Origin of the sequence: Streptomyces sp. NBC_00083 (assembly GCF_026343295.1) — a bacterium.
Classification (GTDB): Bacteria; Actinomycetota; Actinomycetes; order Streptomycetales; family Streptomycetaceae; genus Streptomyces.
Genome location: NZ_JAPELY010000002.1, coordinates 1,222,682 through 1,245,512, shown reverse-complemented (window position 1 = coordinate 1,245,512; position 22,831 = coordinate 1,222,682). Strand labels below are relative to the sequence as shown.

Annotated in this window: 15 protein-coding genes; 4 read left to right on the top strand and 11 right to left on the bottom strand. The window is 71.5% G+C overall.

Features of this window, described 5'->3' with window-relative positions; translation table 11 throughout:
* The first annotated feature begins 146 nt into the window (after positions 1-146).
* A complete protein-coding gene (locus OOJ98_RS22015) occupies positions 147-1,010 on the top strand; it encodes an SAM-dependent methyltransferase (protein ID WP_267056651.1) in 864 nt (287 codons plus the stop codon).
* A 75-nt stretch (positions 1,011-1,085) separates the two neighbouring features.
* On the opposite strand, the gene ftsH is transcribed toward OOJ98_RS22015, so the two are convergent.
* The 6 genes from ftsH to OOJ98_RS21985 all read right to left on the bottom strand — a co-directional run bounded on the left by ftsH (position 1,086) and on the right by OOJ98_RS21985 (position 10,831).
* Positions 1,086-3,017 (bottom strand): ATP-dependent zinc metalloprotease FtsH, encoded by a 1,932-nt coding sequence (gene ftsH / locus OOJ98_RS22010; protein ID WP_267056650.1) that lies wholly within the window; start codon positions 3,015-3,017, stop codon positions 1,086-1,088.
* Positions 3,018-3,194: 177 nt separating this feature from the next.
* Positions 3,195-4,739 (bottom strand): signal recognition particle protein, encoded by a 1,545-nt coding sequence (gene ffh, locus OOJ98_RS22005; protein ID WP_267056649.1) that lies wholly within the window; start codon positions 4,737-4,739, stop codon positions 3,195-3,197.
* 114 nt (positions 4,740-4,853) lie between these two features.
* Positions 4,854-7,319 (bottom strand): [protein-PII] uridylyltransferase, encoded by a 2,466-nt coding sequence (locus OOJ98_RS22000; protein WP_267056648.1) that lies wholly within the window; start codon positions 7,317-7,319, stop codon positions 4,854-4,856.
* 21 nt (positions 7,320-7,340) lie between these two features.
* Positions 7,341-7,679 carry a P-II family nitrogen regulator gene (locus OOJ98_RS21995; RefSeq protein WP_267056647.1) on the bottom strand — a complete coding sequence of 113 codons (339 nt, stop codon included), beginning with the start codon at positions 7,677-7,679 and terminating at the stop codon, positions 7,341-7,343.
* Complete coding sequence (locus tag OOJ98_RS21990) at positions 7,676-9,016, bottom strand: ammonium transporter (protein ID WP_267056646.1); 1,341 nt, start codon at positions 9,014-9,016, stop codon at positions 7,676-7,678. The genes OOJ98_RS21995 and OOJ98_RS21990 overlap by 4 nt, the downstream gene beginning before the upstream one ends.
* 339 nt (positions 9,017-9,355) lie before the next feature.
* Positions 9,356-10,831: a hypothetical protein gene (locus OOJ98_RS21985; protein WP_267056645.1), complete on the bottom strand. Its 1,476-nt coding sequence runs from the start codon at positions 10,829-10,831 to the stop codon at positions 9,356-9,358.
* A gap of 461 nt (positions 10,832-11,292) precedes the next feature.
* Between OOJ98_RS21985 and OOJ98_RS21980 the strand changes: the two genes are divergently transcribed.
* On the top strand, positions 11,293-11,958 hold the full coding sequence (locus OOJ98_RS21980) for a bifunctional DNA primase/polymerase (protein WP_267056644.1): 666 nt from the start codon (positions 11,293-11,295) through the stop codon (positions 11,956-11,958).
* 82 nt (positions 11,959-12,040) lie between these two features.
* Here the strand turns inward: OOJ98_RS21980 and ftsY are convergent, their stop codons facing one another.
* Complete coding sequence (gene ftsY / locus OOJ98_RS21975; protein ID WP_267056643.1) at positions 12,041-13,246, bottom strand: signal recognition particle-docking protein FtsY; 1,206 nt, start codon at positions 13,244-13,246, stop codon at positions 12,041-12,043.
* A 193-nt stretch (positions 13,247-13,439) separates the two neighbouring features.
* Here ftsY and OOJ98_RS21970 point away from each other — a divergent pair, with 193 nt between their 5' ends.
* Complete coding sequence (locus OOJ98_RS21970) at positions 13,440-14,894, top strand: cytosine permease (protein WP_267056642.1); 1,455 nt, start codon at positions 13,440-13,442, stop codon at positions 14,892-14,894.
* A gap of 72 nt (positions 14,895-14,966) precedes the next feature.
* Positions 14,967-15,938 carry an LLM class flavin-dependent oxidoreductase gene (locus OOJ98_RS21965; RefSeq protein WP_267056641.1) on the top strand — a complete coding sequence of 324 codons (972 nt, stop codon included), beginning with the start codon at positions 14,967-14,969 and terminating at the stop codon, positions 15,936-15,938.
* Between the two features lie 403 nt (positions 15,939-16,341).
* Here the strand turns inward: OOJ98_RS21965 and OOJ98_RS21960 are convergent, their stop codons facing one another.
* The 4 genes from OOJ98_RS21960 to OOJ98_RS21945 all read right to left on the bottom strand — a co-directional run bounded on the left by OOJ98_RS21960 (position 16,342) and on the right by OOJ98_RS21945 (position 22,470).
* On the bottom strand, positions 16,342-16,719 hold the full coding sequence (locus OOJ98_RS21960; protein ID WP_267056640.1) for a phage holin family protein: 378 nt from the start codon (positions 16,717-16,719) through the stop codon (positions 16,342-16,344).
* A gap of 113 nt (positions 16,720-16,832) precedes the next feature.
* On the bottom strand, positions 16,833-18,251 hold the full coding sequence (locus OOJ98_RS21955) for a sugar porter family MFS transporter (RefSeq protein ID WP_267056639.1): 1,419 nt from the start codon (positions 18,249-18,251) through the stop codon (positions 16,833-16,835).
* 244 nt (positions 18,252-18,495) lie between these two features.
* Positions 18,496-22,053, bottom strand: coding sequence for a chromosome segregation protein SMC (gene smc, locus OOJ98_RS21950; protein WP_267056638.1), 3,558 nt, complete (start codon positions 22,051-22,053; stop codon positions 18,496-18,498).
* Between the two features lie 198 nt (positions 22,054-22,251).
* The gene (locus tag OOJ98_RS21945; RefSeq protein ID WP_267056637.1) at positions 22,252-22,470 is read right to left on the bottom strand and encodes a hypothetical protein; all 219 of its coding nucleotides are present in this window, start codon (positions 22,468-22,470) and stop codon (positions 22,252-22,254) included.
* Positions 22,471-22,831: the final 361 nt, after the last annotated feature.

The window sequence follows — 22,831 nt, the reverse complement described above, 5'->3', positions numbered from 1 at the left end:
CGTGCTTTGCGTGCCGGATGCCTCCGCCCTCTGGACGCGGGGCGTGATGCGGAGTTCCCTGGCATACGGGGGAAGTGCGTACGGACATTCACGGGGGGCTGTTCTTCAGGGCACAACTGACCTCTCGGCGGATTGGGGCGCTTTCCATGACACCAACGCTCGTCCGGCATCAGTCCCGCACGGCCGCCGCCCCCGTGGCGGGCTCGTCCGAGCGCGCGCGGGACTGGGCGGAGATCCAGGAACGGATGCTGGTCCCTCTGGTCGAGGCGGCCTACCAGCGGCTCGACGTCGGCCCGTCCAGCAGGCTGCTGGGGCTGGGCTGCGGCTCGGGGCTCGCGCTGCTCATCGCCGCCTCGCGGGGTGCCGCGGTGACCGGGGTGGACCGTCCCGAGCGCGCCGCGCGGCTCGCGCTGGCCCGCGAGCGGCTGACACCGGGTCCCGGCCGGGCCGGCGCGCCGGGCAAGGGCGCGGCCCGTCTCGTCTCGGGTGGGCCGGCCGACGCCGCGGGGCCGGGTCACGCCCCGTACGACGTGATCACCGCGTTCGAACCGGTCGGCTGTGCGGCCGGTGACACCGAGGGTCTGGTGCCCACGCTGACGTCGGCCGTCGGGCTCGCGGAGCGCGGCAGCCCGGTGGTGCTGGTCGGCTGGGGTCCCCCGGAGCGGTGTGCCACCTCGGGGGTGCTGCGGGTGGCGACGCGGCTGACCACGCGCGTGAACGACGCGCCGCGCTGGCGGCCGAGCCTGCGGGACGACCTGGAGGACGTGGCGGCACGGGCCGGGCTCAAGCCGGACGGCTCGGGCCGGGTGGCCTGCCCCTTCGGGTACGCGGACCTGGACAGCGCGATACGGGGGCTGCTCTCGACGGGCGCCTTCGACGCGGCGGCCCGCGCGACCGACCAGGCGCAGGTGGAGAAGGAGCTGGTCGAGGCGCTGCACGGGCACGTCCGGCGGGACGGCACGGTGTGGATGCCCAATGTCTTCCGCTATCTGATCGCCCGCACGCCCTGACCGTGCGGCACGGCGGCCCGGGGCGGGGCGGCGGGTGCGGACCTCCCCCGGTCCTCCCCCGGTCCGCCGCCCGTCTCAGGCCTCCGTCTTCGCGAGGCGGGGGATGCCGGCCGCCCGGTAGGCGGCGGCCTCCTCCAGGGTCTCGTTGGCGAGCAGCGCCGCCGCGAGCGAGTCCAGCTTGTCCCGGTTGTCGCGCAGGAGCCGGTCGGCCCGCTCGTAGCACTCGTCGACGATGCGGCGCATCTCGGCGGCGATCGCGTCCAGGGTGCCGGGAGCCGCGGAGAGGCCGTAGGCCTGCTGGGCATCGCCCGGCAGCGCGGCGAGGGGGCCGATGCGCTCGCTCATGCCCCAGCGGGCGACCATGCCGCGGACCAGGTTGGTGACCTGTTCGAGGTCGTTCTCGGCGCCGGTGGTGATGACGTCGAAGACGATGCGCTCGGCCGCCATGCCGCCGAGGGCCCCGATGATCCGGCCGCGCAGATACTCCTCGGTGTACGCGTACTTGTCGGCGTCCGGTGTGGAGAGGGTGACGCCGAGGGCCCGGCCGCGCGGCACGATGGTGACCTTGCGGACGGGGTCGGCGCCGGGCTGGAGCATGCCGAGCAGGGCGTGCCCGCTCTCGTGGTAGGCGGTGCGGCGGCGCTCCTCGTACGGCATCACCAGGGGCCGCTCGGCGCCGAGTTGGATCTTTTCCAGGGCGTCGGAGAGGTCGGACGGGCCTACCTGGCGCTGTCGGCGCTTGACGGCGAGCAGGGCCGCCTCGTTGGCGAGGTTGGCGAGGTCCGCGCCGGTCATGCCCGGGGTGGTGCGGGCGACCTGCTCCAGGTCGACGTCGTCGGCCATCGGGATCTCACGGGTGTGGATCCGCAGGATGGCGGCGCGGCCGTCGCGGTCGGGCGGGCTGACGTGGACGACGCGGTCGAAGCGGCCGGGCCGGGTGAGCGCCGGGTCGAGGACGTCGGACCGGTTGGTGGCGGCGAGCACGATGACGCCCTCGGAGCCGGAGAAGCCGTCCATCTCGGTGAGGATCTGGTTCAGGGTCTGTTCGCGTTCGTCGTGGCCGCCCATGCCGGAACCGCCGCCGCGGGCGCGGCCGATGGTGTCGATCTCGTCGATGAAGACGATGGCGGGCGCGACCTTGCGGGCCTCGGCGAAGAGCTCGCGTACCCGCGAGGCGCCGACGCCCACGATCATCTCGATGAACTCGGAGGCCGACGCCGAGAAGAACGGCACTCCCGCCTCGCCCGCGACGGCCCGCGCGAGCAGGGTCTTGCCGGTGCCGGGTGGCCCGGCGAGCAGGACGCCGCCGGGCATCTTGGCGCCCATCTCCCGGTAGTCGCCGGGGTTCTTGAGGAAGTCGACGACGTCGTTGAGCTCGCCCTCGACCTCGTCGATGCCGGCCACGTCCTCGAAGGTGGTGCGCTTGCCGCCCTCCATCTCGACGGGTTTGGGCGGGGCCTTGCGGCCGAGCATCCCGCCGGCGCCGCCGCCGAGGCCCGCGCTCATGCGCCGGGCGATGAACAGCCACAGCACGACGAGCAGCAGCATCGGGGCGAGCGAGATGAGGAGGTTGGCGAGGAAGCTGCGGTGCTCGACGACCGGCTCGGCGGTGACGGTGACGTTCTGCTTGGTGAGCTGGGCCCACAGGTCGTCGTCGGCGAAGGTGGGGCGCTGGGTGGTGAACTCCGTGTAGTCGCCGCTGCCCTCGCCGGAGGGGACGGGCTCCTTCTTCTTGAGCTTGCCCTGGATGGCGTCGCCCTTGGCGTAGATCTTCGAGACGTTGCCGGCCGCGACCTGTTTGCTGAATTCGGTGTACGAGACGGTCGTCTCGTCGCCGTCGTTGAAGAACGACAGGATCAGGTTGGCGATGAGGTAGACGATCAGGGCGGTGAGGATGAGCCGGCCCCAGCCGCCGGGCATCTTCTTCTTCGGCGCGGGCGGGGGCGGTGCTCCTTCCGATCGCCACGGCTGGTCGGGGCGGTCGCGCGGGGGGACGGAAGTGGGCACGTGCTCTCCTCATGGCCGGTACGCGCCATTATTGGAGACCCGTATAAATAAGGCATTCCGGGCGGTCCTGATGAGGTGTCCGCAGACGAGCGGGGGCGCCGACGCGTGGGACCGCAGACGCGTGGGGCGCCTGCCCGGTCCCCCGGGAGGCGCCCCACGCGTACGGCCGTCGCCTCGTCAGCCCATGAACTTCTTGAACTCGTCGGGCAGCTCGAAGTTCTTCTGCTCCTCGGCGGAGGGCAGGCCGAGCGCGCCGCCCTGCGCCTTGCGCTCGGCGGCCGCGGCCTCCTCGGCCTTGCGCTTCATCGGGTTGCCGCTCTTGCGCTTGCCCTTGCTCTGCTTGATCTGCTTCTTCTGCCGGCCGGGGCCGCCGCCCATGCCCGGCATCCCCGGCATGCCCGGCATGCCGCCGCCCTGGGCCATGCGGGACATCATCTTGCGGGCGTCGAAGAACCGCTCGACCAGGTTCTTGACCGCGCTGACCTCGACGCCGGAACCCTTGGCGATACGGGCGCGGCGCGAGCCGTTGATGACGGTGGGGTCGTGGCGCTCGCCCGGGGTCATCGACTTGATGATGGCCGCGGTGCGGTCCACGTCACGCTCGTCGATGTTGTTGATCTGGTCCTTGATCTGCCCCATGCCGGGCAGCATGCCGAGCAGCTTGGAGATGGAGCCCATCTTGCGGACCTGCTCCATCTGGGCCAGGAAGTCGTCGAGCGTGAAGTCCTTGCCGCCCTTGCTGGACGCCAGCTTGGAGGCCATCTTCTCGGCCTCGGCCTGGCTGAACGTCTTCTCCGCCTGCTCGATCAGGGTGAGCAGGTCACCCATGTCGAGGATGCGGGACGCCATGCGGTCCGGGTGGAAGGCGTCGAAGTCCTCCAGCTTTTCGCCGTTGGAGGCGAACATGATCTGCTTGCCGGTGACGTGGGCGATCGAGAGGGCCGCGCCGCCGCGGGCGTCGCCGTCGAGCTTGGAGAGCACCACGCCGTCGAAGCCGACGCCGTCGCGGAAGGCCTCCGCGGTGTTCACCGCGTCCTGGCCGATCATCGCGTCGACGACGAAGAGGACCTCGTCGGGGCTGACGGCGTCGCGGATGTCCGCGGCCTGCTGCATCAGCTCCTGGTCGATGCCGAGGCGGCCCGCCGTGTCGACCACGACCACGTCGTACTGCTTGGAGCGGGCGTACTCGATCGAGTCCTGCGCCACCTTGACCGGGTCGCCCACACCGTTGCCGGGCTCCGGCGCGTAGACCGCGACGCCGGCGCGCTCGGCGACGACGCTCAGCTGGTTGACGGCGTTGGGGCGCTGGAGGTCGCAGGCGACCAGGAGCGGGGAGTGGCCCTGCCCCTTGAGCCACTTGCCGAGCTTTCCGGCGAGCGTGGTCTTACCGGCACCCTGGAGACCCGCGAGCATGATCACGGTCGGGGCGGTCTTGGCGAACCTGAGGCGCCGCGTCTCGCCGCCGAGGATGCCGACGAGCTCCTCGTTGACGATCTTGATGACCTGCTGGGCCGGGTTGAGGGCCTGGGAGGCCACGAGGACGGACGCGCGCTCCTTGACCTGCTTGATGAAGGCGCGAACGACGGGCAGCGCGACATCGGCCTCAAGGAGAGCGATGCGGATCTCGCGCGCCGTGGCGTCGATGTCCGCCTCGCTCAAGCGTCCTTTGCCCCGGAGGTTCTTGAACGTCGCACTCAGGCGGTCGGAAAGGGTATCGAACACGGTGGTCGCGGGTCCTCGGCTCGTGGGGCGGTCGGGTGAACAGCCCCCAGGGTATCCCGGAGGGCAGGGGTGCGCGGGGGTGCCTGCGGCGCGCATCCCCCGTGGGGTGCCCCGTTACACCGGCCCGGCCGCGTCGCTCAGCTCCGACTCCAGCTCGCCCGCCACCTTCGCCGCCTCTTGCGGCGCGAGCGGCACTCCTTCCCCGTCCGTCACATAGAAGGCGTCCACCGCGTTGGAGCCCAGCGTCGAGACGTGCGCCGAGCGCACCCGGACGCCCGAGCCCTCCAGGGCGTGCCCGATGCGGTGCAGAAGGCCGGGGACGTCCTGGGCGCGCACCTCGATGACGGTGGCGTGCCGGGAGGCGGAGGGGGCGACCGTCACCCGGGGCGGCGGCGCCTGGCCGCCGCTGCGCCGCGGGTAGGCGGCCGCGCGTTCGGCGAGACGGGCCTCGATGTCGAGGGAGCCGTCGAGCGCCCGCACGAGGTCGGCGCGGAGCCGGGCCGCCTGCGGCAGCGAGCCGTACTCCGCGGCCACCCGCCACTGGAGGAGCAGCACCGGGCCGCCGACCGGATCGGGGAGTTCGACGGCGCGCAGTTCCGCGGTGCGGACGGTGAGGCGGTGCAGGGCGAGGACCCCGGCCGTCACGGGCAGGACACCCGGCTGGTCGGGGACGGCGACGAGGAGTTCCGCACCGAGGGGCTCCTCCTCGTCCGGCTCCTCCGCCCCGTCGGCGCGGGCGCGCAGCGCGAGGACGGGTCCGCCGGTGCGGTGGGCCTCCACGGCGAGGCGTTCCTGTTCGGCGGTGATCGCGCCGGGCTCGGGGTCGGCGGGCTCGCCCGCGAGGACCGCCGCGGCCCGCCCGACCAGGTCGGCGACGAGCGCGCCGCGCCACGAGGACCAGGCGGCGGGCCCGGTGGCCAGCGCGTCGGCCTCGGTGAGGGCGTGCAGCAGTTCCAGGGTGCCGGTCGAGCCGACGGCGTCGGCGACCGCGCGCACCGTCGCCGGGTCGTCGAGGTCGCGCCGGGTCGCGGTCTCGATGAGCAGGAGGTGGCGGCGTACGAGGGTGGCGACGACGGCCACGTCGGCGGCGGGGAAGCCGATCCGGGCGGCCATGTCGCGGGCGATCGTCTCGCCGGCCACGGAGTGGTCGCCGGGCCAGCCCTTGCCGATGTCGTGCAGGAGGGCGGCGACGAGCAGCAGGTCGGGGCGGTGCACCCGGCGGGTGAGGCGGGAGGCGCGCACCGCGGTCTCGACGAGGTGGCGGTCGACGGTCCAGGTGTGCACGGCGTTGCGCTGGGGCCTGCTGCGTACGCGTTCCCAGTCGGGCAGCAGCCCGGTGATGAGGCCCTCGGCTTCGAGGGCCTCCCAGACCGGCACGGTGGCGGCGCCCGCGCCGAGCAGGGTGACGAGCTGGTCCCTGGCCTCGGCGGGCCAGGGCGTGGGGAGCGGCCGGGCCGCGGCGGCGAGGCGGCGTACCGCGTGCAGCGAGATGGGCAGGCCGGAGCGGGCCGCCGCGGCGGCGGCCCGGAGCGGCAGGACGGGGTCCTTCTCGGGGCGGGCGGTCAGCGCGAGCACGACCTCGCCGTCCTGCTCGACGACGCCTTCGGCGAGCGGGGTGCGCTCGGGGGCTCCGGTGTGTCCGCCGCCGAAGAGGCGGCGCAGGCGCGGCCGGGCGGAGCGGGCGCGCAGCACCCGGCCGACCTCGCGCCAGGTGACGTCGCCGGCGTAGGAGATGACGCGGGCCGCCTCCGATACCTGACGGAGCATCACATCGGCGTCGAGAAGCTCCAGTTCGGCCGCTACGGCGTCCTGTTCCTGGAGGGCGAGCCGGTCGGTGGCGCGGCCGGTGCACTGGTGCAGCGCGTCGCGTACGTCCAGGAGCCGGCGGCGCGCCTCGGCGAGGCCCTCCCTCGGGGCGTCGGCGAGCCAGGACGCGGCGACGGCGCGCAGTGCGGTGGCGTCCCGCAGTCCGCCCCTCGCCTCCTTGAGGTCGCCTTCGAGGAGGTACTGCAACTCGCCCTGGCGCTGGGCCCGTTCACGGCACAGCTCGTCGAGTTCGGGCAGTCGCCGGGGGGCGGTGTTGCGCCAGTCGGCGAGGACGGTGGTGCGCAGCGCGGAGGTGAGGGCGAGCTCCCCGGCGACATGGCGGGCGTCGAGGAGGCCCAGCTGAACCTTGAGGTCCTCGCCCGCCGTCCTGCGGGCCTGGGCGGCGGTGCGCACCGAGTGGTCGAGGTCGAGGCCGAGGTCCCACACCGGGTACCAGACGCGGTCGGCGAGCAGGGCGACGGCCCCGGCGTCGGCCCGGCCGTCGTGCAGGAGCAGCAGGTCGAGGTCGCTGCGCGGGGAGAGCTCGCCCCGGCCGTAGCCGCCGACCGCGACCAGGGACGCGCCGCTCACGCCGGCCTCCTGGGCGGCCGCGGTGAACAGGCCGGCCAGCCAGGAGTCGGTCAGCCCGGCGAGGGCCGTGCGGCGCGGCGGCCCGGAGTGCCCCTTCTCGGCGAGGAGGCGCACCCGGGCCGCCGCGTAACCGGCGGGCGCGGAGTCGTCGTCGGGTCCGGTACTCACTTCAGCGCTCGTCACCCAGCAGCTCCTTGGCCGTGCCTACAGTGCGTCGGGACCGCGTTCGCCGGTGCGGACCCGTACCGCCGTCTCGACGGGCACGCTCCACACCTTGCCGTCGCCGATCTTGCCGGTGCGGGCGGCCTTGACGACGACCTCGATGAGTTCCTCGGCGTCGTCGTCCTCGACGAGGACCTCGATGCGGATCTTGGGTACGAGGTCGACGGTGTACTCGGCGCCGCGGTAGACCTCGGTGTGGCCGCGCTGGCGCCCGTATCCGCTGGCCTCGGTCACGGTCAGGCCGTGCACCCCGAAGGCCTGGAGGGCCTGCTTGATCTCGTCGAGCCGGTGCGGCTTGACGACCGCGGTGATGAGCTTCATGCGTCCACCTTCTTGTTCGCTGCGAGGTCGCCCGGGGCCGCCACGGTCCTGCGGGGCGAGGTGCCGCCGCCCGCGCCGCTGAAGTCGTACGCCGTCTCGGCGTGTTCGACCTGGTCGATGCCGGAGATCTCGTCGTCTTCGGGGACCCGCATCCCGATGGTCCTGTCGAGCGCGAAGGCGAGGACCGCGGAGACCACCAGGGAGTAGCCGAGGACGGCGCCGACGCCGAGCGCCTGCTTGCCGAGCTGGTCCAGGCCGCCCCCGTAGAAGAGGCCCTTGGCGGTGGACTGTACGCCGCCGGTGGCGAAGAGGCCGACGAGGAGGGAGCCGGTGATGCCGCCGACCATGTGGACGCCCACGACGTCGAGCGAGTCGTCGAATCCGAAGCGGTACTTGAGGTTGATCGCCATGGCGCACAGGACACCGGCGATCACGCCGATCGCGATGGCGCCGAGCGGGCTGACGCAGCCGCCGGAGGGGGTGATGGCGACGAGGCCGGCGACGGCGCCGGAGGCGGCGCCCAGCGTGGTGAAGGAGCCGTGGCGGAGCTTCTCGTACAGCAGCCAGGCGAGCATGGCGGCGGCGGTGGCGACCTGGGTGTTGACGAACATCACGGCGCCCACGCCGTCGTCGTTGCCGAGCCAGGAGCCCGCGTTGAAGCCGAACCAGCCGAACCACAGCAGGCCCGCGCCGAGCATGACGAGCGGCAGGCTGTGCGGCCGCATCGGGTCCTTCTTGAAGCCGACGCGCTTGCCGATGACGAGGATCACGCCGAGGGCGGCCGCACCCGCGTTGATGTGCACGGCGGTGCCGCCGGCGAAGTCGATGACGCCCTTCTTGAAGAGCCAGCCGTCCGAGGCCCACACCCAGTGCGCGACGGGGAAGTAGACGACGGTGACCCACAGGGCGGTGAAGAGCGCCCAGGCGCTGAACTTGACACGGTCGGCGAGCGCCCCGCTGATGAGAGCGGGTGTGATGACCGCGAACATCAGCTGGAAGACGGCGAAGACGTAGATCGGGATGCTGTATCCCGGCCACAGCTGGACCAGGCCGATGCCGCTCAGCCCGAAGTAGTCCTTGGACCAGCCGATGAAGCCGTTGCTCTCGCCGAAGGCCAGGCTGAATCCGTAGAGCACCCACAGGATCGTGACGATGCCGAGGCTGATGAAGCTCATCATGAGCATGTTGAGGGTGCTCTTGACGCGGACCATGCCTCCGTAGAAGAAGGCGAGCCCGGGTGTCATGATCATCACCAGCGCTGAGCAGATCAGCATGAATCCGGTGTTGGCGCTGGACAGCTGCGGGACGTCAGCTGCGAGCGTGATGCCTGGGGGCATCGGCGTCTCCTCGTCGTCGGTACGGCCCGTGCGGGGGCCTTACTCGGGCGGGAACTGGCTGGTGGCCGGTTATGCGCCATGAGGTTGTCCCAGCGCGGTTTCCGTCGATGCCGCACGATGTTTCGCCGCAGTGACGAAGGAGGCGGGCGTGTTACGCGCCCGTGAACTGCCGGATCGGGAGGGGTGTGGGCCGGCCGTCCCGGTGGGGCCGCCGGCACCGGACCGGCCGCGGCCTCACCCGCTTGACCTGGCGTGGGGGAGCCGAGTCGGGCAGAACGGGGTGAAGGTCGCGGCCGGCGTCTTGTATGCCGTCGCCCGCGGGGGCGACGTCGGGTGCCCTCAGACGGCTTCGGCCGTCTCGGGCAGCTCCCGGGTGAGCAGATCGGTCATGCGGACCACCTCCGCGACGTCCGAGAAGTCGCGGGCGGCGGTGTCGACGGTCTTGCGCAGCCGGGTGTTGACCCGCTCCGAGCGGACCCGCTTGGCGACCCTGAGGGCCTGCTCGGCGAGGACCGTCGACTGCTCGGGCTCCCGCTTGAGCAGGTGCACGGTGGCCATGCCGATGAGGTTGAGGGCGTAGGAGCGCTGGTGCTCCTCGTCCTTGCCGAACAGGTCGACGGCCCGGCCCATCACGGGCTCGGCGAGCGAGGCGTAGGTGGGGCTGCGGCCGGCCACATAGGCGAGGTCGCGGTAGGAGTGGGCGTTCTCGCCGTTGAGCTCGGCCTCGGAGAAGAAGCGGATCCAGTCGGGCTCCGGCTCGCCGTCGAGCCCGGCGTCGCCGAACGTGTCCTCGGCCATCCGCGCGGCCCGCTTGGTCTTGCTCGGCTGGCCCATGTTGGCGTAGGCGCGGGCCTCCATCGCGTACAGCATCGCCTGGGTGCGGGCGGTCGCGCAGTCGCGGCTGCCGTACTGGGCGAGGTGGATCAGTTCGAGCGCGTCGTCGGGTCGGCCGAGGTGGATCATCTGGCGGCTCATGGACGACAGGATGTACGAGCCGAGGGGCTTGTCGCCCGCTTCCTTGGAGGCGTGCAGGGCGAGCACGAAGTACTTCTGGGCGGTGGGCTGGAGGCCCACGTCGTAGCTCATCCAGCCGGCGAGTTCGGCGAGTTCGGCCGCGCATTTGAAGAGGCGCTTGGAGGTGGCGGCCGGCTGGGGTTCCTGAAGCAGGTCGGTGACCTCGTGGAGCTGGCCGACCACGGCCTTGCGGCGCAGTCCCCCGCCGCTCTGCGCGTCCCACTGACGGAACATGGCGGTGGTGGATTCGAGGAGCTCCAGCTCGGGCCGGGAGAGCCGGGAGGGGCGGCGGGCGCTCGCGGCGGTCTCGGGCGGTCCCGGCTCGCTCGCCAGGGACGGCACGAGCCAGCGCTGCATGGGTTCGATCAGGGAGGGCCCCGCGGCGAGCATCAGGGAGGTGCCGAGGAAGCCGCGCCGGGCGAGCATCAGGTCGCTGCGGGAGAACTCGCTGAGCAGCGACACCGTCTGGGGTCCGGCCCAGGGCAGGTCGACACCGGACACGGAGGGCGACTGGTGGGCCTGGCGCAGGCCCAGGTCCTCGATGGCGACCACGCTGCCGAAGCGCTCGGAGAACAGCTCCGAGAGGATCCGGGGAATCGGCTCGCGCGGCATCTCGCCGTCGAGCCAGCGCCGGACGCGGGAGGTGTCGGTGCTGATGTGGTGCGCGCCCATCTGGCGTGCCCGGCGGTTGACCTGGCGCGCCAACTCGCCCTTGGACCAGCCGCTCCGTACGAACCACGAACTCAGCTGCTCGTTGGGGCGCTTGCCGGCGCTCGTACCACTAGCCCCACTGCCGCCCACTGGGACGCCCCCAATCTGCTGAAGCCTCATGTGCGTCGGTCGTGCGTCGATTGCGCGAACCCCTATCAGAATGCCGCTAGTTGGGCCTCCTGTCCCGCGGTTGCACCCGCTCGGACCGGAAACCGGCTTGCCCCCGGCATACCCGCGGGTGCGTATACCCCCCAGGTCCGTGCACCGACAGTAATCCTACGATCACCCGTCCGGCCATGGCGATTGAGGAAACGCCACCATTCGCCACCCCTTCGAATGAACTCCCCTGCGGCCAGGCGCGATTCACTTGACACATGACGATCAGCGTCGGGTGGAGCGGAGTGAGCCGGGGCGCACGGCGCACATCGCACCACCCCTTTCACGACCGTGTCCGACCTGGCGGAGACGGAATGTGACGGGAAAACTCCGGATCGTCACGACTATGTCACTGGCGTCGTAACCACGGACGCGGCAGACCCGTTGGAGGGGGCATGGGCTTCACGATCGGCGGCAGCCGGGGAATCAGGGAGACCGGGCCCGGCTCCTGGCGCCGCGGCCGCTCCGCACGGATGTCGCGCACGAGCGAGGTCACCGCGGTGGCCGAGTACACCGGCCTGTGGGGCTGGGACGTCGCTCCGGGCGCCCGCGCCCTGAACGGCGAGTGCTCCTGCGGCAGTTCCTCCTGTACGGCGCCGGGCGCGCATCCGCTCTCCTTCGCACCGGAGGTCGCGGCGGGCGCCACGCTCGACGAGGTGACGGAGGCGTGGTCGCGATGTCCGGGCGCGGCGGTGCTGCTGCCGGTCGGGCGGAGCTTCGACGTCCTGGACGTGGCGGCCCCCGCCGGGCGGCGGGCCCTGGTGCGGCTGGAGCGCATGGGGCTTCCGCTGGGCCCGGTGTCCTCGACGCCCACCGGGCGCACCCACTTCTATGTGGCCCCGGGCGCCTCCGGCGAACTTCCCGGGCTGCTCTACCGGATGGGCTGGGACGACGCGGTCCTCGACCTGCGCTGCCCGCCGCGCGGCAGTTACGTACCGGCGCCGCCCTCGGGCGAGGTGAACTGGCTGCGCCCGCCCTCCCTCGACACCGCGACCCGCCCCCCGCAGGCCCGCCTGCTGCTCGGCACACTCGCCTACATCTGCCACCGCTCCGCCGCTTAGCCGCCCCCGGCCCGGCCCGGCCACGCGAACGCCCCGCCGCACCTGAGCGGTGCGGCGGGGCGTGGGTGCGGATCGGGTGGCGCTAGTCGCCGATCAGCGCGTCGACGAACGCCTCGGGCTCGAACGGGGCCAAGTCGTCCGCGCCCTCGCCGAGTCCGACGAGCTTGACGGGAACGCCCAGTTCGCGCTGGACGGCGATGACGATGCCGCCCTTGGCGGTGCCGTCGAGCTTGGTCAGGACGATGCCGGTGACGTCGACCACCTCGGCGAACACGCGGGCCTGGACCAGGCCGTTCTGCCCGGTCGTGGCGTCGAGGACGAGCAGGATCTCGTCGAGCGGGCCGTGCTTCTCGACGACGCGCTTGACCTTGCCGAGCTCGTCCATGAGCCCGGTCTTGGTGTGCAGCCGGCCGGCGGTGTCGATGAGGACGACGTCGGCGCCCTCGGCGATGCCCTCCTTGACGGCGTCGAACGCGATGGAGGCGGGGTCGCCGCCCTCGGGGCCGCGCACGGTGCGGGCGCCCACGCGCTCGCCCCAGGTCTGCAGCTGGTCGGCGGCGGCGGCGCGGAAGGTGTCGGCCGCGCCGAGCACCACGGACTTGCCGTCGGCGACCAGGACACGGGCGAGCTTGCCGGTGGTGGTGGTCTTGCCGGTGCCGTTGACACCGACGACCATCACGACGCCGGGGACGGTCTCGCCGCCCTCGGTCCTGACCTCGCGGTCGAAGTCGGGGTTGAGCAGGGTGAGGAGCTCTTCGCGCAGCAGGGTGCGCAGCTCGTCGGGGGTGCGGGTGCCGAGCACCTTGACGCGCTCGCGGAGCCGGTCGACCAGCTCCTGGGTGGGCGCGACGCCGACGTCGGCGGTGAGCAGGGTGTCCTCGATCTCCTCCCAGGTGTCCTCGTCGAGGTGCTCGCGGGAGAGCAGGGTGAGCAGCCCCTTGCCGAGCGAGTTCTGCGAGCGGGCGAGGCGGGCCCGCAGCCGGACGAGCCGGCCCGCGGTCGGCTCGGGCACATCGAGCGCCGGCGCCTCGACGACCGGCTCCTCGATGACGACCGGGGTGGCGGGCGCCTCGGGAAGGCCGACCTCCTCGATGGTGCGGCGCGGTTCCTGCGCCGTCTCCGCGGCGTCCTCACCGACCTGAGGCTCGGCGGGCGGGGCTGTGATGGTCGGCGTGCTCGGCGGCGCGGTGGGCGGCAGCTGCTTCTTCTTGCGGCTGCTGACCACGAGCCCGCTGATCGCGCCGACCGCGACCAGGGCGATGACTACAGCAAGGATGACGAATTCCATAACCGTCCCAGTATCGGGTATGGGCAGCGGGAGAACCCAGTTTGTGGGTTCCTCCGAGTACGGAACGGAATTATGGGGCAGGTGTCGGATTAAAGTACGATAGAGGTGGGCGCATCAACGCGCGTAGAGTCCCCTTCGACTACCCCCACCGGCTCAGCGTCGAGCCGAGCGAGAGGCACGGAACTCCACCCCCATGAACACAGGCACCACCGACGAAGCGCAGAGCGCCCTGGAAACACACGGCCTTGAGCCGGTGCCGGACGCGGAGCGCACCGCGAGAACCCGCGAGCTGTTCCCCACCTGGGTCGCCGCCAACATCAGCGTGCTGCTGCTCACCATGGGCGCCAGCCTCGTCGTCGCGTACAAGCTCAACTTCTGGCAGGCGCTCATCGTCGCCGTGGCCGCGCCCATTCTCTCGTACGGCCTGGTCGGTCTGATCGGGATCGCCGGCAAGCGCGGCGGCGCCCCCGGCATGGCCCTGTCGCGAGCGGTGTTCGGCCAGCGCGGCAACCTGCTGCCCGGTTCACTGATCTGGGTGGCGCGCTGGGGCTGGGAGACCATCAACGCGGTGACCGGCGCCTATGCGGTGCTGACCGTGCTCGACATCCTCTTCGGGATCAAGAGCAACACGTTCCTGATCATCGTCACGCTCGCCGTCTTCGTGGTCATCACCTTCGCGATCTCGGGTCTCGGCATCCACGTCGTGCAGAAGTGCAACAAGTACGCGACGTTCCTGTTCGGCGCGTTCTCGGTGCTGGTCCTGGTCTACCTGGTCATGAACACCGACTGGTCCGCCGTCTTCCACCAGCCGGCCGGCAAGACCTCCCTGGTGGTCGCGGGCACCGGCATGATCGCCGCGGGCGGCGTCAGCTGGATCCCGTCCGCCCCCGACTTCGCCCGCTACCTGCCGCGTACCGCGTCCGCGAAGGCGATCGTCGGCAACTCCATCGGCGGCGCCGGGATCGTGGTGCTCCCGATGGTCCTGATGGGCGCGGTCATGGCCGTCTCCACGCCGGACCTGGCCTCCGCCGCCGACCCGGTCTCCTTCCTCGGCGAGATCCTGCCGCTGTGGATCGCGGTGCCGTACCTGCTGATCGCGATCGTCGGCATGCTCCTGATCAACTCGATGTCGATGTACTCGGCGGGCTTCACCGCGCAGACCCTCGGCTTCAAGATCCCGCGGCACTGGGCGGTCTCCGTCAACGCGGTCATCTCGCTGGTGTTCGGCGGCATCCTGATGCTGGTCGCCACCAGCTTCATGGGCTCATTCATCGCCTTCCTCTCCCTGCTCGCCGTCGCCTTCTCGGCCTGGGTCGGCGTGTTCGGCGCGGACATGCTGCGCCGCACGGAGTACGACCCGAAGGCGCTGCTCGACACCGGCCGTACCAGTGCCTACTGGTACAAGGGCGGGTTCTCCCCCGCCGCGGTCGTCGCCTGGGCGGTGGGCCTGCTCGGCGGCCTGATGTTCACCAAGTCCGACTGGTTCACCGGGCCGCTCTCCGCCAACAACCCGATCGGCGAGTACGGCCTCGGCTGGGTCGCCACCATCGTGGTCTCCGGGCTGCTGTACATGGCGCTGCCCAAGCCTCCGGTGGTCCGGGCCGAGCCCGCCGAGACCACCGAGTCCGCCGAAAGCCTGGCTGTCTGACGCCTCGTCAGCTACCGTCCCCCTTCGCCCGGGGTTCCCCCACGGAACCCGCTCGGTGGAGGGGGACTTCTCATGCCGTTCACGGTCGTCCGCATGAACCTGGTGGACCCGGACGCCACCGCCCGGTCGCTCTCCGCCCGCTACCGGGCGGCCCTGGAGATGGCGGCGTACGCCGACGACCGGGGCGTCGACACCGTCCAGACCGAGGAGCACCACGGCACGGACAACAACTGGCTGCCCTCTCCCTTCGCCTTCGCGGGCGCGGTCTTCGGCGCGACGCGCCGCATCGCGGTGACGGTCTCGGCGATCATCGGGCCGCTGTACGACCCGCTGCGCCTGGCCGAGGACATCGCGGTGCTCGACCTCGTGAGCGGGGGCCGTCTGGTGACGGTCTCGGGGATCGGCTACCGGCCCGCCGAGTACGAGCAGCAGGGCGTGGAGTGGGGGCGGCGCGGCAAGCTCCAGGACGAGCTGCTGGAAACGCTCCTGAAGGCGTGGAGCGGCGAGGAGTTCACGTTCCGGGGCCGCCGGGTGCGCGTCACGCCGCGGCCGTTCACCGAGCCGCATCCGATGCTCCTGGTCGGCGGTTCGTCGCGGGCCGCCGCGAACCGCGCGGCGCGGCTCGGGCTGCCGTTCTTCCCGAGCGCGCACCTGCCGGAACTCGCGGCGTACTACGACGAGAAGCGCGCCGAGTACGGGACCGAGGGCTTCTGCATGATGCCGGCGGCGGCGACGCCCCTGCTGCACATCAGCGAGGACCCGGACCGGACGTGGGCGGAGTACGGCGAGCACTTCCTGCACGAGGCGCGGATGTACGCGTCCTGGCAGTCCAAGGACATCCGCTCCGCGGTGAAGTCGGGGGCGACGACGGTGGCGGAGCTGCGCGCGGAGGGGGTGTACCGGGTGGTGACCCCGGAGGAGTGCGCGTCCCTCGACGCCGACAGCCTGGTCCTTCATCCGCTGTGCGGAGGGATGCCGGTGGACGAGGGGTGGCGGAGCCTGCACCTGTTCTGCGAACGGGTACTGCCGGAGCGCCCCGCTTAGCGAGGAGCCGGCGCCCTTGGCAGGACTGGCCGCGAGCAGCATCCCCAGCGCATCCCGGCTTCGCGCAGTTCCCCGCGCCCCTGGCGGCACTGGTGCCGGGCGGCATGCGCATCCTCAGCCCGTCCGGCCATTGAGGACGAGCACCCGCAAGGCGCGAACGGGGTCTGGGGCGGAGCCCCAGGCAACCCCGCCCTACAGCTGCGGACCGTGCCCGCGTCCCGCGCAGTTCCCCGCGCCCCTGTAGGGCACCCGGTATCGCGCCCACCGCGGCAGAGCCGCGCACAGTCACAGCCCCGCGCCCCGGCGGGATCGATGCCGGGCGGCATGCACATCCCCAGCCCGTCCGGCGATTGAGGACGAGCGGCGTTCAGGGCTGAACGGGGTCGGGGCCGAGCCATGGGGGTCAGGTGGTGCTGGGCTTCAGGGCCAGGAGCGCCAGGGTCACCGTTCGGACGATGACGCCGCCGAGAAGCGCCGTGCCGAAGCCGTCGACCTCGTACCCGTCCAGCTTCCCGCCCACCCATTCCGCGAGCAGCCACACCAGCGTGTCCTGGACGATGCCGCCGGCCCAGAGGATAAGGATCATGGCCGGCGGACTGGTCCGGATGTCGCTCGGATAGAACGAGATCAGCTGGTTGACGATGGCGAACACCATGCCCGTGAGGACGAACCCCAGGACGGGCGAGGCGTCTTCGCGCAGCGATATCCCGGGGAGCAGCACGGCGGCGCCCACGGCCACGAGTATGGCGGCGACGAGCGGGAGATTGGTCTGTCTTTCCATGGTCGGGAGGGTGACACGGACCTCCCGGAAGCGGGAACTCCGTACCGAACCCAACCGCCCCGGCTCGATGGGCGAGCCGGGGCGGTTGGGTGAGAGGAGAGGGACAGCGGGGATTAGCCCATCTCCTCCAACGCCTTGCCCTTGGTCTCCTTGACGTACCGGAGCACGAAGGGGATCGAGAGCGCGGCGAAGATCGCGTAGATGATGTACGTGCCGGACAGGTTCCAGTCCGACAGGCTCGGGAAGCTCGCGGTGATGGCCCAGTTGGCGATCCACTGCGCGGCCGCGGCGACACCGAGGGCGGCGGCGCGGATCCGGTTGGGGAACATCTCGCCGAGGAAGACCCAGACCACCACGCCCCACGACAGGGCGAAGAAGAGCACGAAGACGTGGGCGGCGATCAGGGCCACCACGCCCTCGGTGTTGGGGAGTTTGCCGTCGACGAGGTGGGCCGAGAACGCCCAGGCCTCGACCGCGAGGGCGATCGCCATGCCGATGGAGCCGACGAGAGCGAGCGGCTTGCGGCCGACCCGGTCGACCAGGACCATCGCGATCACCGTGCCGATGATGTTGATGATCGACGTGGTGAACGAGTAGAAGAACGAGCTCGACGGGTCGATGCCGACGGACTGCCACAGCGTCGAGGAGTAGTAGAACGCGACGTTGATGCCGACGAGCTGCTGGAAGACCGAGAGGCCGATGCCGACCCAGACGATGGGCAGGAAGCCCATCCTGGAGCCGAGCAGGTCCTTGAAGCTCGACTTGTGTTCGGACCTCATCGCGTGCTCGATCTCGGCGACGCGGGCGTCGAGGTCGACGTCCTTGCTCTCGACGTCGGCGAGCACCTTCTTGGCGTCCGCCTCGCGGCCGACCGAGATCAGGAAGCGCGGGGACTCGGGGATGGCGAAGGAGAGCAGCCCGTACAGGATGGCCGGGATGACCATCACGCCGAGCATGACCTGCCAGGCCTCGATGCCCAGGAGCTTGCCGCGCTGGTCGCCGTTGGCGGCGTTGAGGATGCCCCAGTTGACGAGCTGGGAGATCGCGATGCCGATGACGATGGCGGCCTGCTGGAAGGAGCCGAGCCGGCCGCGGTAGGCGGGCGGGGCGACCTCGGCGATGTAGGCCGGGCCGATGACGGAGGCCATGCCGATGGCGAAGCCGCCGATGATCCGCCAGAAGGCGAGGTCCCACAGCGCGAACGGCAGCGCGGAGCCGACGGCGCTGATGGTGAAGAGGACCGCCGCGATCTGCATGCAGCGGATGCGTCCGATGCGGTCGGCGATCCGGCCGGCGGTGGCGGCGCCGATCGCACAGCCGATGAGGGCGATGGCGATGACCTGGGCGAGCGTTCCCGAGCCGATGGAGTACCGGTCGCGGATCGCCTCTACGGCGCCGTTGATCACGGAACTGTCGTAGCCGAAGAGGAAGCCGCCCATCGCGGCCGCCGCCGTGATGAAGATGACATGGCCGAGGTGGTCCGGTGCGGTGTGGCCGCCTCCGGACGCCTGCGCCTGCGCGGTACTGGTCACGTGGACTCCTGGGGCCGCCCGGCAGCGTCGCCAGGCGTGAGGGGACTCTTACAAGTGGTGCACACCTTCCGGGTACCCACCACTTGAAGGTAAAAGCAACGTTGCAGAGACTATGCCTTCAAGTTTCGAAGTCAATACCTGTGCGATTGTGAATTTGAAGCCCCCAGTAGAGGGGTGTTGTTCAAGACTTGAACATAGGAAGGGCGCGGCTGAGGGCGGAGCGCCCGCTCGGTCCGGCGTCGGGTCAGCGCAGCCGCTGGCTGATGACCTTGGAGACGCCGTCGCCCTGCATGGAGACGCCGTACAGCGCGTCGGCGACCTCCATGGTCCGCTTCTGGTGCGTGATCACGATCAGCTGCGAGGACTCCTGGAGCTCCTGCATGATGCGGATCAGCCGCTGCAGATTGGTGTCGTCGAGCGCGGCCTCGACCTCGTCCATCACGTAGAACGGGCTGGGCCTGGCCTTGAAGATGGAGACCAGCAGGGCCACCGCGGTCAGCGAGCGCTCGCCGCCCGAGAGCAGCGAGAGCCGCTTGACCTTCTTGCCCGGCGGACGCGCCTCGACGTCGATCCCGGTGGTGAGCATGTTGCCGGGATCGGTCAGGATCAGCCGGCCCTCGCCGCCCGGGAAGAGCCGTGAGAAAACGCCCTCGAACTCCCTGGCCGTGTCGCGGTAGGCCTCCGTGAAGACCTGCTCCACCCGCTCGTCGACCTCCTTCACGACTTGAAGGAGGTCGGCCCGGGTCTTCTTGAGGTCTTCCAGCTGCTCGGAAAGGAACTGGTGGCGCTCCTCCAGGGCCGCGAACTCCTCCAGGGCGAGCGGATTGACCTTTCCGAGCTGCTGGTACGCCCGTTCGGCTGCCCTGAGCCGCTTCTCCTGCTCGGCCCGCACATACGCAACCGGCTGGTTGCGCGGGTGGTCCGGGTCATCCGGCAACTCCTCCCCGTCGGCGGGCGGAGCGGGAGCCACCGGCTGGTCGGGCCCGTACTCGGCCACGAGCCCCGCCGGCTCGACCCCCAGCTCCTCCAGCGCCTTGGTCTCCAGCTGCTCGATGCGCAGCCGCTTCTCTGCTCCTAGTACCTCGCCGCGGTGAACTGAATCAGTGAGTTTGTCGAGCTCCGCCTTGAGGTCGCGTCCGGTGCTCCGCGCGGCGGTCAGCTCCAGCTCGCGCCCGGCCTTGGCGGATTCGGCTCCGGCCCGCTCCCGCTCGGCCCGCACCAGCGACACCTCGACATGGGCGAGGAGGGTGCGGGCACCGGACGCGACTGCTTCGGCGACGGCCGCCTCGTGCCGCAGCCGGGCGCGGCGCTGCTCGGCCCTGGCCCGCGCCTCGCGCTCGGCGCGCGCCCCGCGGTCGAGCGCCTCGGCCCGCCCGGCGAGCGCCTTGACCCGCTCCTCGTGCGTACGGGCCTGGAGGCGGGCCTCCATCTCGGTCTGGCGGGCGTTGGCGCCGTCGGCCGCGAGCCGGTCGCGCACCGAGGTGTCGGGCTCCTCCTCGACCGGCATCTCCTCGGCCACGAGGAGCCGCTCGGCCAGTTCCTCGGCCTCTTCGGTGGCCCGCTCCAGGGCCTCCTGGGCCCGTGCGGCGGCGGCAGCGGTCCGCTCGGCCTCGCCGGCCGCGCCCCTGGCCTGCCCGGCGAGCCGCCCGAGCTGCTGGGCGACGGAGGACCGCGCCTTCTCGGCATGCCGCCTGCGCTCCCCCAACTCCTCCACTCGTGCGGCGAGTTGAGCGCGGCGCTCCCCCGCCGCACGCTGGGCCCCGGCCAGCTCCTCGCACCGTACGGCCAGGTCGGCGAGTTCGGCGGCGGCCTCGTCGACGGATGCCTGGACCTCCAGGAGGCTGGGCGCGCCGGCCGAGCCGCCGTGCGCGAAGTGGGCGCCGAGCACATCTCCGTCGGCGGTGACGGCGGTCAGCGCGGGCCGCGCGTAGACGAGGGCCTCGGCGTCCTCCAGGGTGGCGACGACCACGATGTCGCGGAGCAGGCGCCGCACGGCGGGCATCAGCTCGGCGGGGCCGCGCACCAGGTCGGCGGCGCGGGGCGGCCCTTCGGCGCGAGCCGGCCGTTCGTCCTGGTCCTCGGGGGCGCCGCTCAGCAGCAGGGCCGCGCGGCCGGCGTCCTGCTTGCGGAGCATGCGGATCGCTTCGGCGGCCGAGGAGGGGCCGCTGACCGCGATGGCGCCGGCGGCCACGCCCAGCGCGGCGGCGACCGGCACTTCGTAGCCCTGGACCACACCGAGCAGTTCGGCGGCGGGGCCGAGCAGCCCGGTCAGCGCGCCCTCGGCGCCGAGCAGGACGCCGGTGCCGTCCTTGCGGCGCAGGCCGAGGGCGAGGGCGTCGTGCCGGGCGGCGACGGCGGCGCGGGTGCGCTCGGCGGCGGTGGTTTCCTCGCGGGCGGCGGCGAGCGCGGTCTCGGCGGCGACGAGCTCGCGCCTGGCCGCGTCGTGGGCGTCGGCGCGTTCGGTGTCGTCGGCTTCGAGGCCGTCCACTTCGGCCTTGAGCTGCTCGTACTCCTTCTGTGCGGCGACGGCCCGCTCGCCCGCCTCGTCGCGGGCGGCGGCGAGCCGGTCGATCTCCGCCTGCGCGGAACCCGCCCTGCTGCGGGCCGCGTTGACCTGGCCGTGCAGCCGCGCGAGGCCTTCGCGCCGGTCGGCGATGGCGCGGGCGACATCCTTCAAACGCCGTTCCTCGGCGGCGAGTTCCCGCTCCAGGTCGGCGCGGTGGGCGGTGGTGTCCTCCAGGGCGTGCTCGGCCGCTTCGAGCGCGGCTTCGAGCTCGGCCTCCTGTTCGCGGATCCGGGCGGCCTCGCGCTCCATGTCCTCGGGGTCGCGGCCGCGCCGCTCCTCGGGGGGCTGGGCGCTCGCGCTCACGACCCGGGCGTCGGCGAGCGAGATGGTGCCGCGCACCCGCTCGGCGAGCTGGGACAGCTCGTACCAGGTCTGCTGGGCGCTCTGGAGGCGGGGCGCCAACTGTCGTACCTGCTCTTCGAGGTGGGCCTCGCGGCCGAGGGCCGCCGTGAGGTCGGCCTCGGCGCTCTCCTTGCGGCGCAGCAGCTCGGCCTCGTCGGCGATCTCGGCGCTGAGCGCCTCGCGCATGCGCACGAGGTCGTCGGCGAGCAGCCGTAGCCGGGCGTCGCGCAGGTCGGCCTGGATGACGGCGGCACGGCGGGCGACGGCGGCCTGCCTGCCGAGGGGTTTGAGCTGGCGGCGCAGTTCGTCGGTGAGGTCCTGGACGCGGGCCAGGTTGGCCTTCATCGCGTCCAGTTTGCGCAGCGCCTTCTCCTTGCGCTTGCGGTGCTTGAGGACGCCGGCGGCCTCCTCGATGAAGGCGCGCCGGCCCATCGGGTCGGCGTGCAGGACGGAGTCGAGCTGGCCCTGGCCGACGATGACGTGCATCTCGCGGCCGATGCCGGAGTCGGAGAGCAGTTCCTGGATGTCGAGGAGCCGGCAGGTGTCCCCGTTGATCTGGTATTCGCTGCCGCCGTTGCGGAACATGATCCGCGTGATGGTGACTTCGGCGTATTCGATGGGCAGCGCGCCGTCGGAATTGTCGATGGTGAGGGAGACCTCGGCACGGCCCAGCGGCGGGCGGCCGGTCGTCCCGGCGAAGATGACGTCCTCCATCTTTCCGCCGCGCAGCGACTTGGCCCCTTGTTCGCCCATGACCCAGCTGAGCGCGTCCACGACATTGGACTTGCCGGATCCGTTGGGGCCCACGACACAGGTGATGCCCGGCTCGAACTTCAGCGTGGTCGCGGACGCGAACGATTTGAATCCGCGCAGGGTGAGGGCCTTGAGGTGCACGCCGCCGGACTCTACCTTTCGCTGCCGGTTTCGCCCAGGAAGGTCCTGGGAAGATCAGAGCAGAAGAGAAAGGCGGCCGGCCCGGCGGGCACCGGACGGAAAGAAAGAAGGGACGCCGAAGCGTCCCTTGCAATACATTGCAGGTGTTGCGGATCTCTCGATCTCGACGAGAGCGACGGAAGCCTCTCTCACCCAGGATCAGGTGAGTGCGGGCTCCGCCTGCGGTACGTCGATGTCGATGCCTTCGAGCAGCGAATCGCCGTGGTGCGAAGCGGCGGCAGCGGACAGCACGTCGTTCTCGGACTGAATCCGGTTGAGCTCGGACTCGAGGTCCTGGACGCGCTGCTGGAGCCGTCGCATCTCGGCGAGGAGTCGCGGGTCGGAACCGCCGACGTAACCGAGAAGCGCCTTTGCCATGATGGATGGTCCTCCACACTGAGTGACCGACCGAAGCGGTGTGGGTCGTGAGGGAATCGCACCCGCGGTGCTTGGACTTGACTGCGGTTCTTCATGCCAAACAGCTAAGGTGCGCGGGGCTTCCAGAGTCTCACCAAAAAGTTTGACGGTCAACACGATCACGCCCCGTATCCACCGGCAATCCGGGGGCACGCGGCCGCTGAGCACGCGGCGCTGCCTCTTCTCGGAGCCCTGGGGGCGTGGAGATCATCCTTACTTCCGCAGCCTTCCACGCCGGGCTCGCGTTGGCAACAGGCAGATCGTGCGAGGTCAGCGCGGGGTCGCGGGCCGAATGCGGGGGGTCACCGCGGCCGGGTTCCGC

Excerpts from the sequence above, each read along its gene's own strand:
- OOJ98_RS21945 (WP_267056637.1), bottom strand. The coding sequence starts at position 22,470 with ATGGCAAAGGCGCTTCTCGGTTACGTCGGCGGTTCCGACCCGCGACTC.
- OOJ98_RS22015 (WP_267056651.1), top strand. The coding sequence starts at position 147 with ATGACACCAACGCTCGTCCGGCATCAGTCCCGCACGGCCGCCGCCCCC.
- ftsY (WP_267056643.1), bottom strand. The coding sequence starts at position 13,246 with ATGGAATTCGTCATCCTTGCTGTAGTCATCGCCCTGGTCGCGGTCGGC.
- OOJ98_RS21970 (WP_267056642.1), top strand. The coding sequence starts at position 13,440 with ATGAACACAGGCACCACCGACGAAGCGCAGAGCGCCCTGGAAACACAC.
- OOJ98_RS21995 (WP_267056647.1), bottom strand. The coding sequence starts at position 7,679 with ATGAAGCTCATCACCGCGGTCGTCAAGCCGCACCGGCTCGACGAGATC.
- OOJ98_RS21965 (WP_267056641.1), top strand. The coding sequence starts at position 14,967 with ATGCCGTTCACGGTCGTCCGCATGAACCTGGTGGACCCGGACGCCACC.
- OOJ98_RS21990 (WP_267056646.1), bottom strand. The coding sequence starts at position 9,016 with ATGCCCCCAGGCATCACGCTCGCAGCTGACGTCCCGCAGCTGTCCAGC.
- OOJ98_RS21980 (WP_267056644.1), top strand. The coding sequence starts at position 11,293 with ATGGGCTTCACGATCGGCGGCAGCCGGGGAATCAGGGAGACCGGGCCC.
- OOJ98_RS21960 (WP_267056640.1), bottom strand. The coding sequence starts at position 16,719 with ATGGAAAGACAGACCAATCTCCCGCTCGTCGCCGCCATACTCGTGGCC.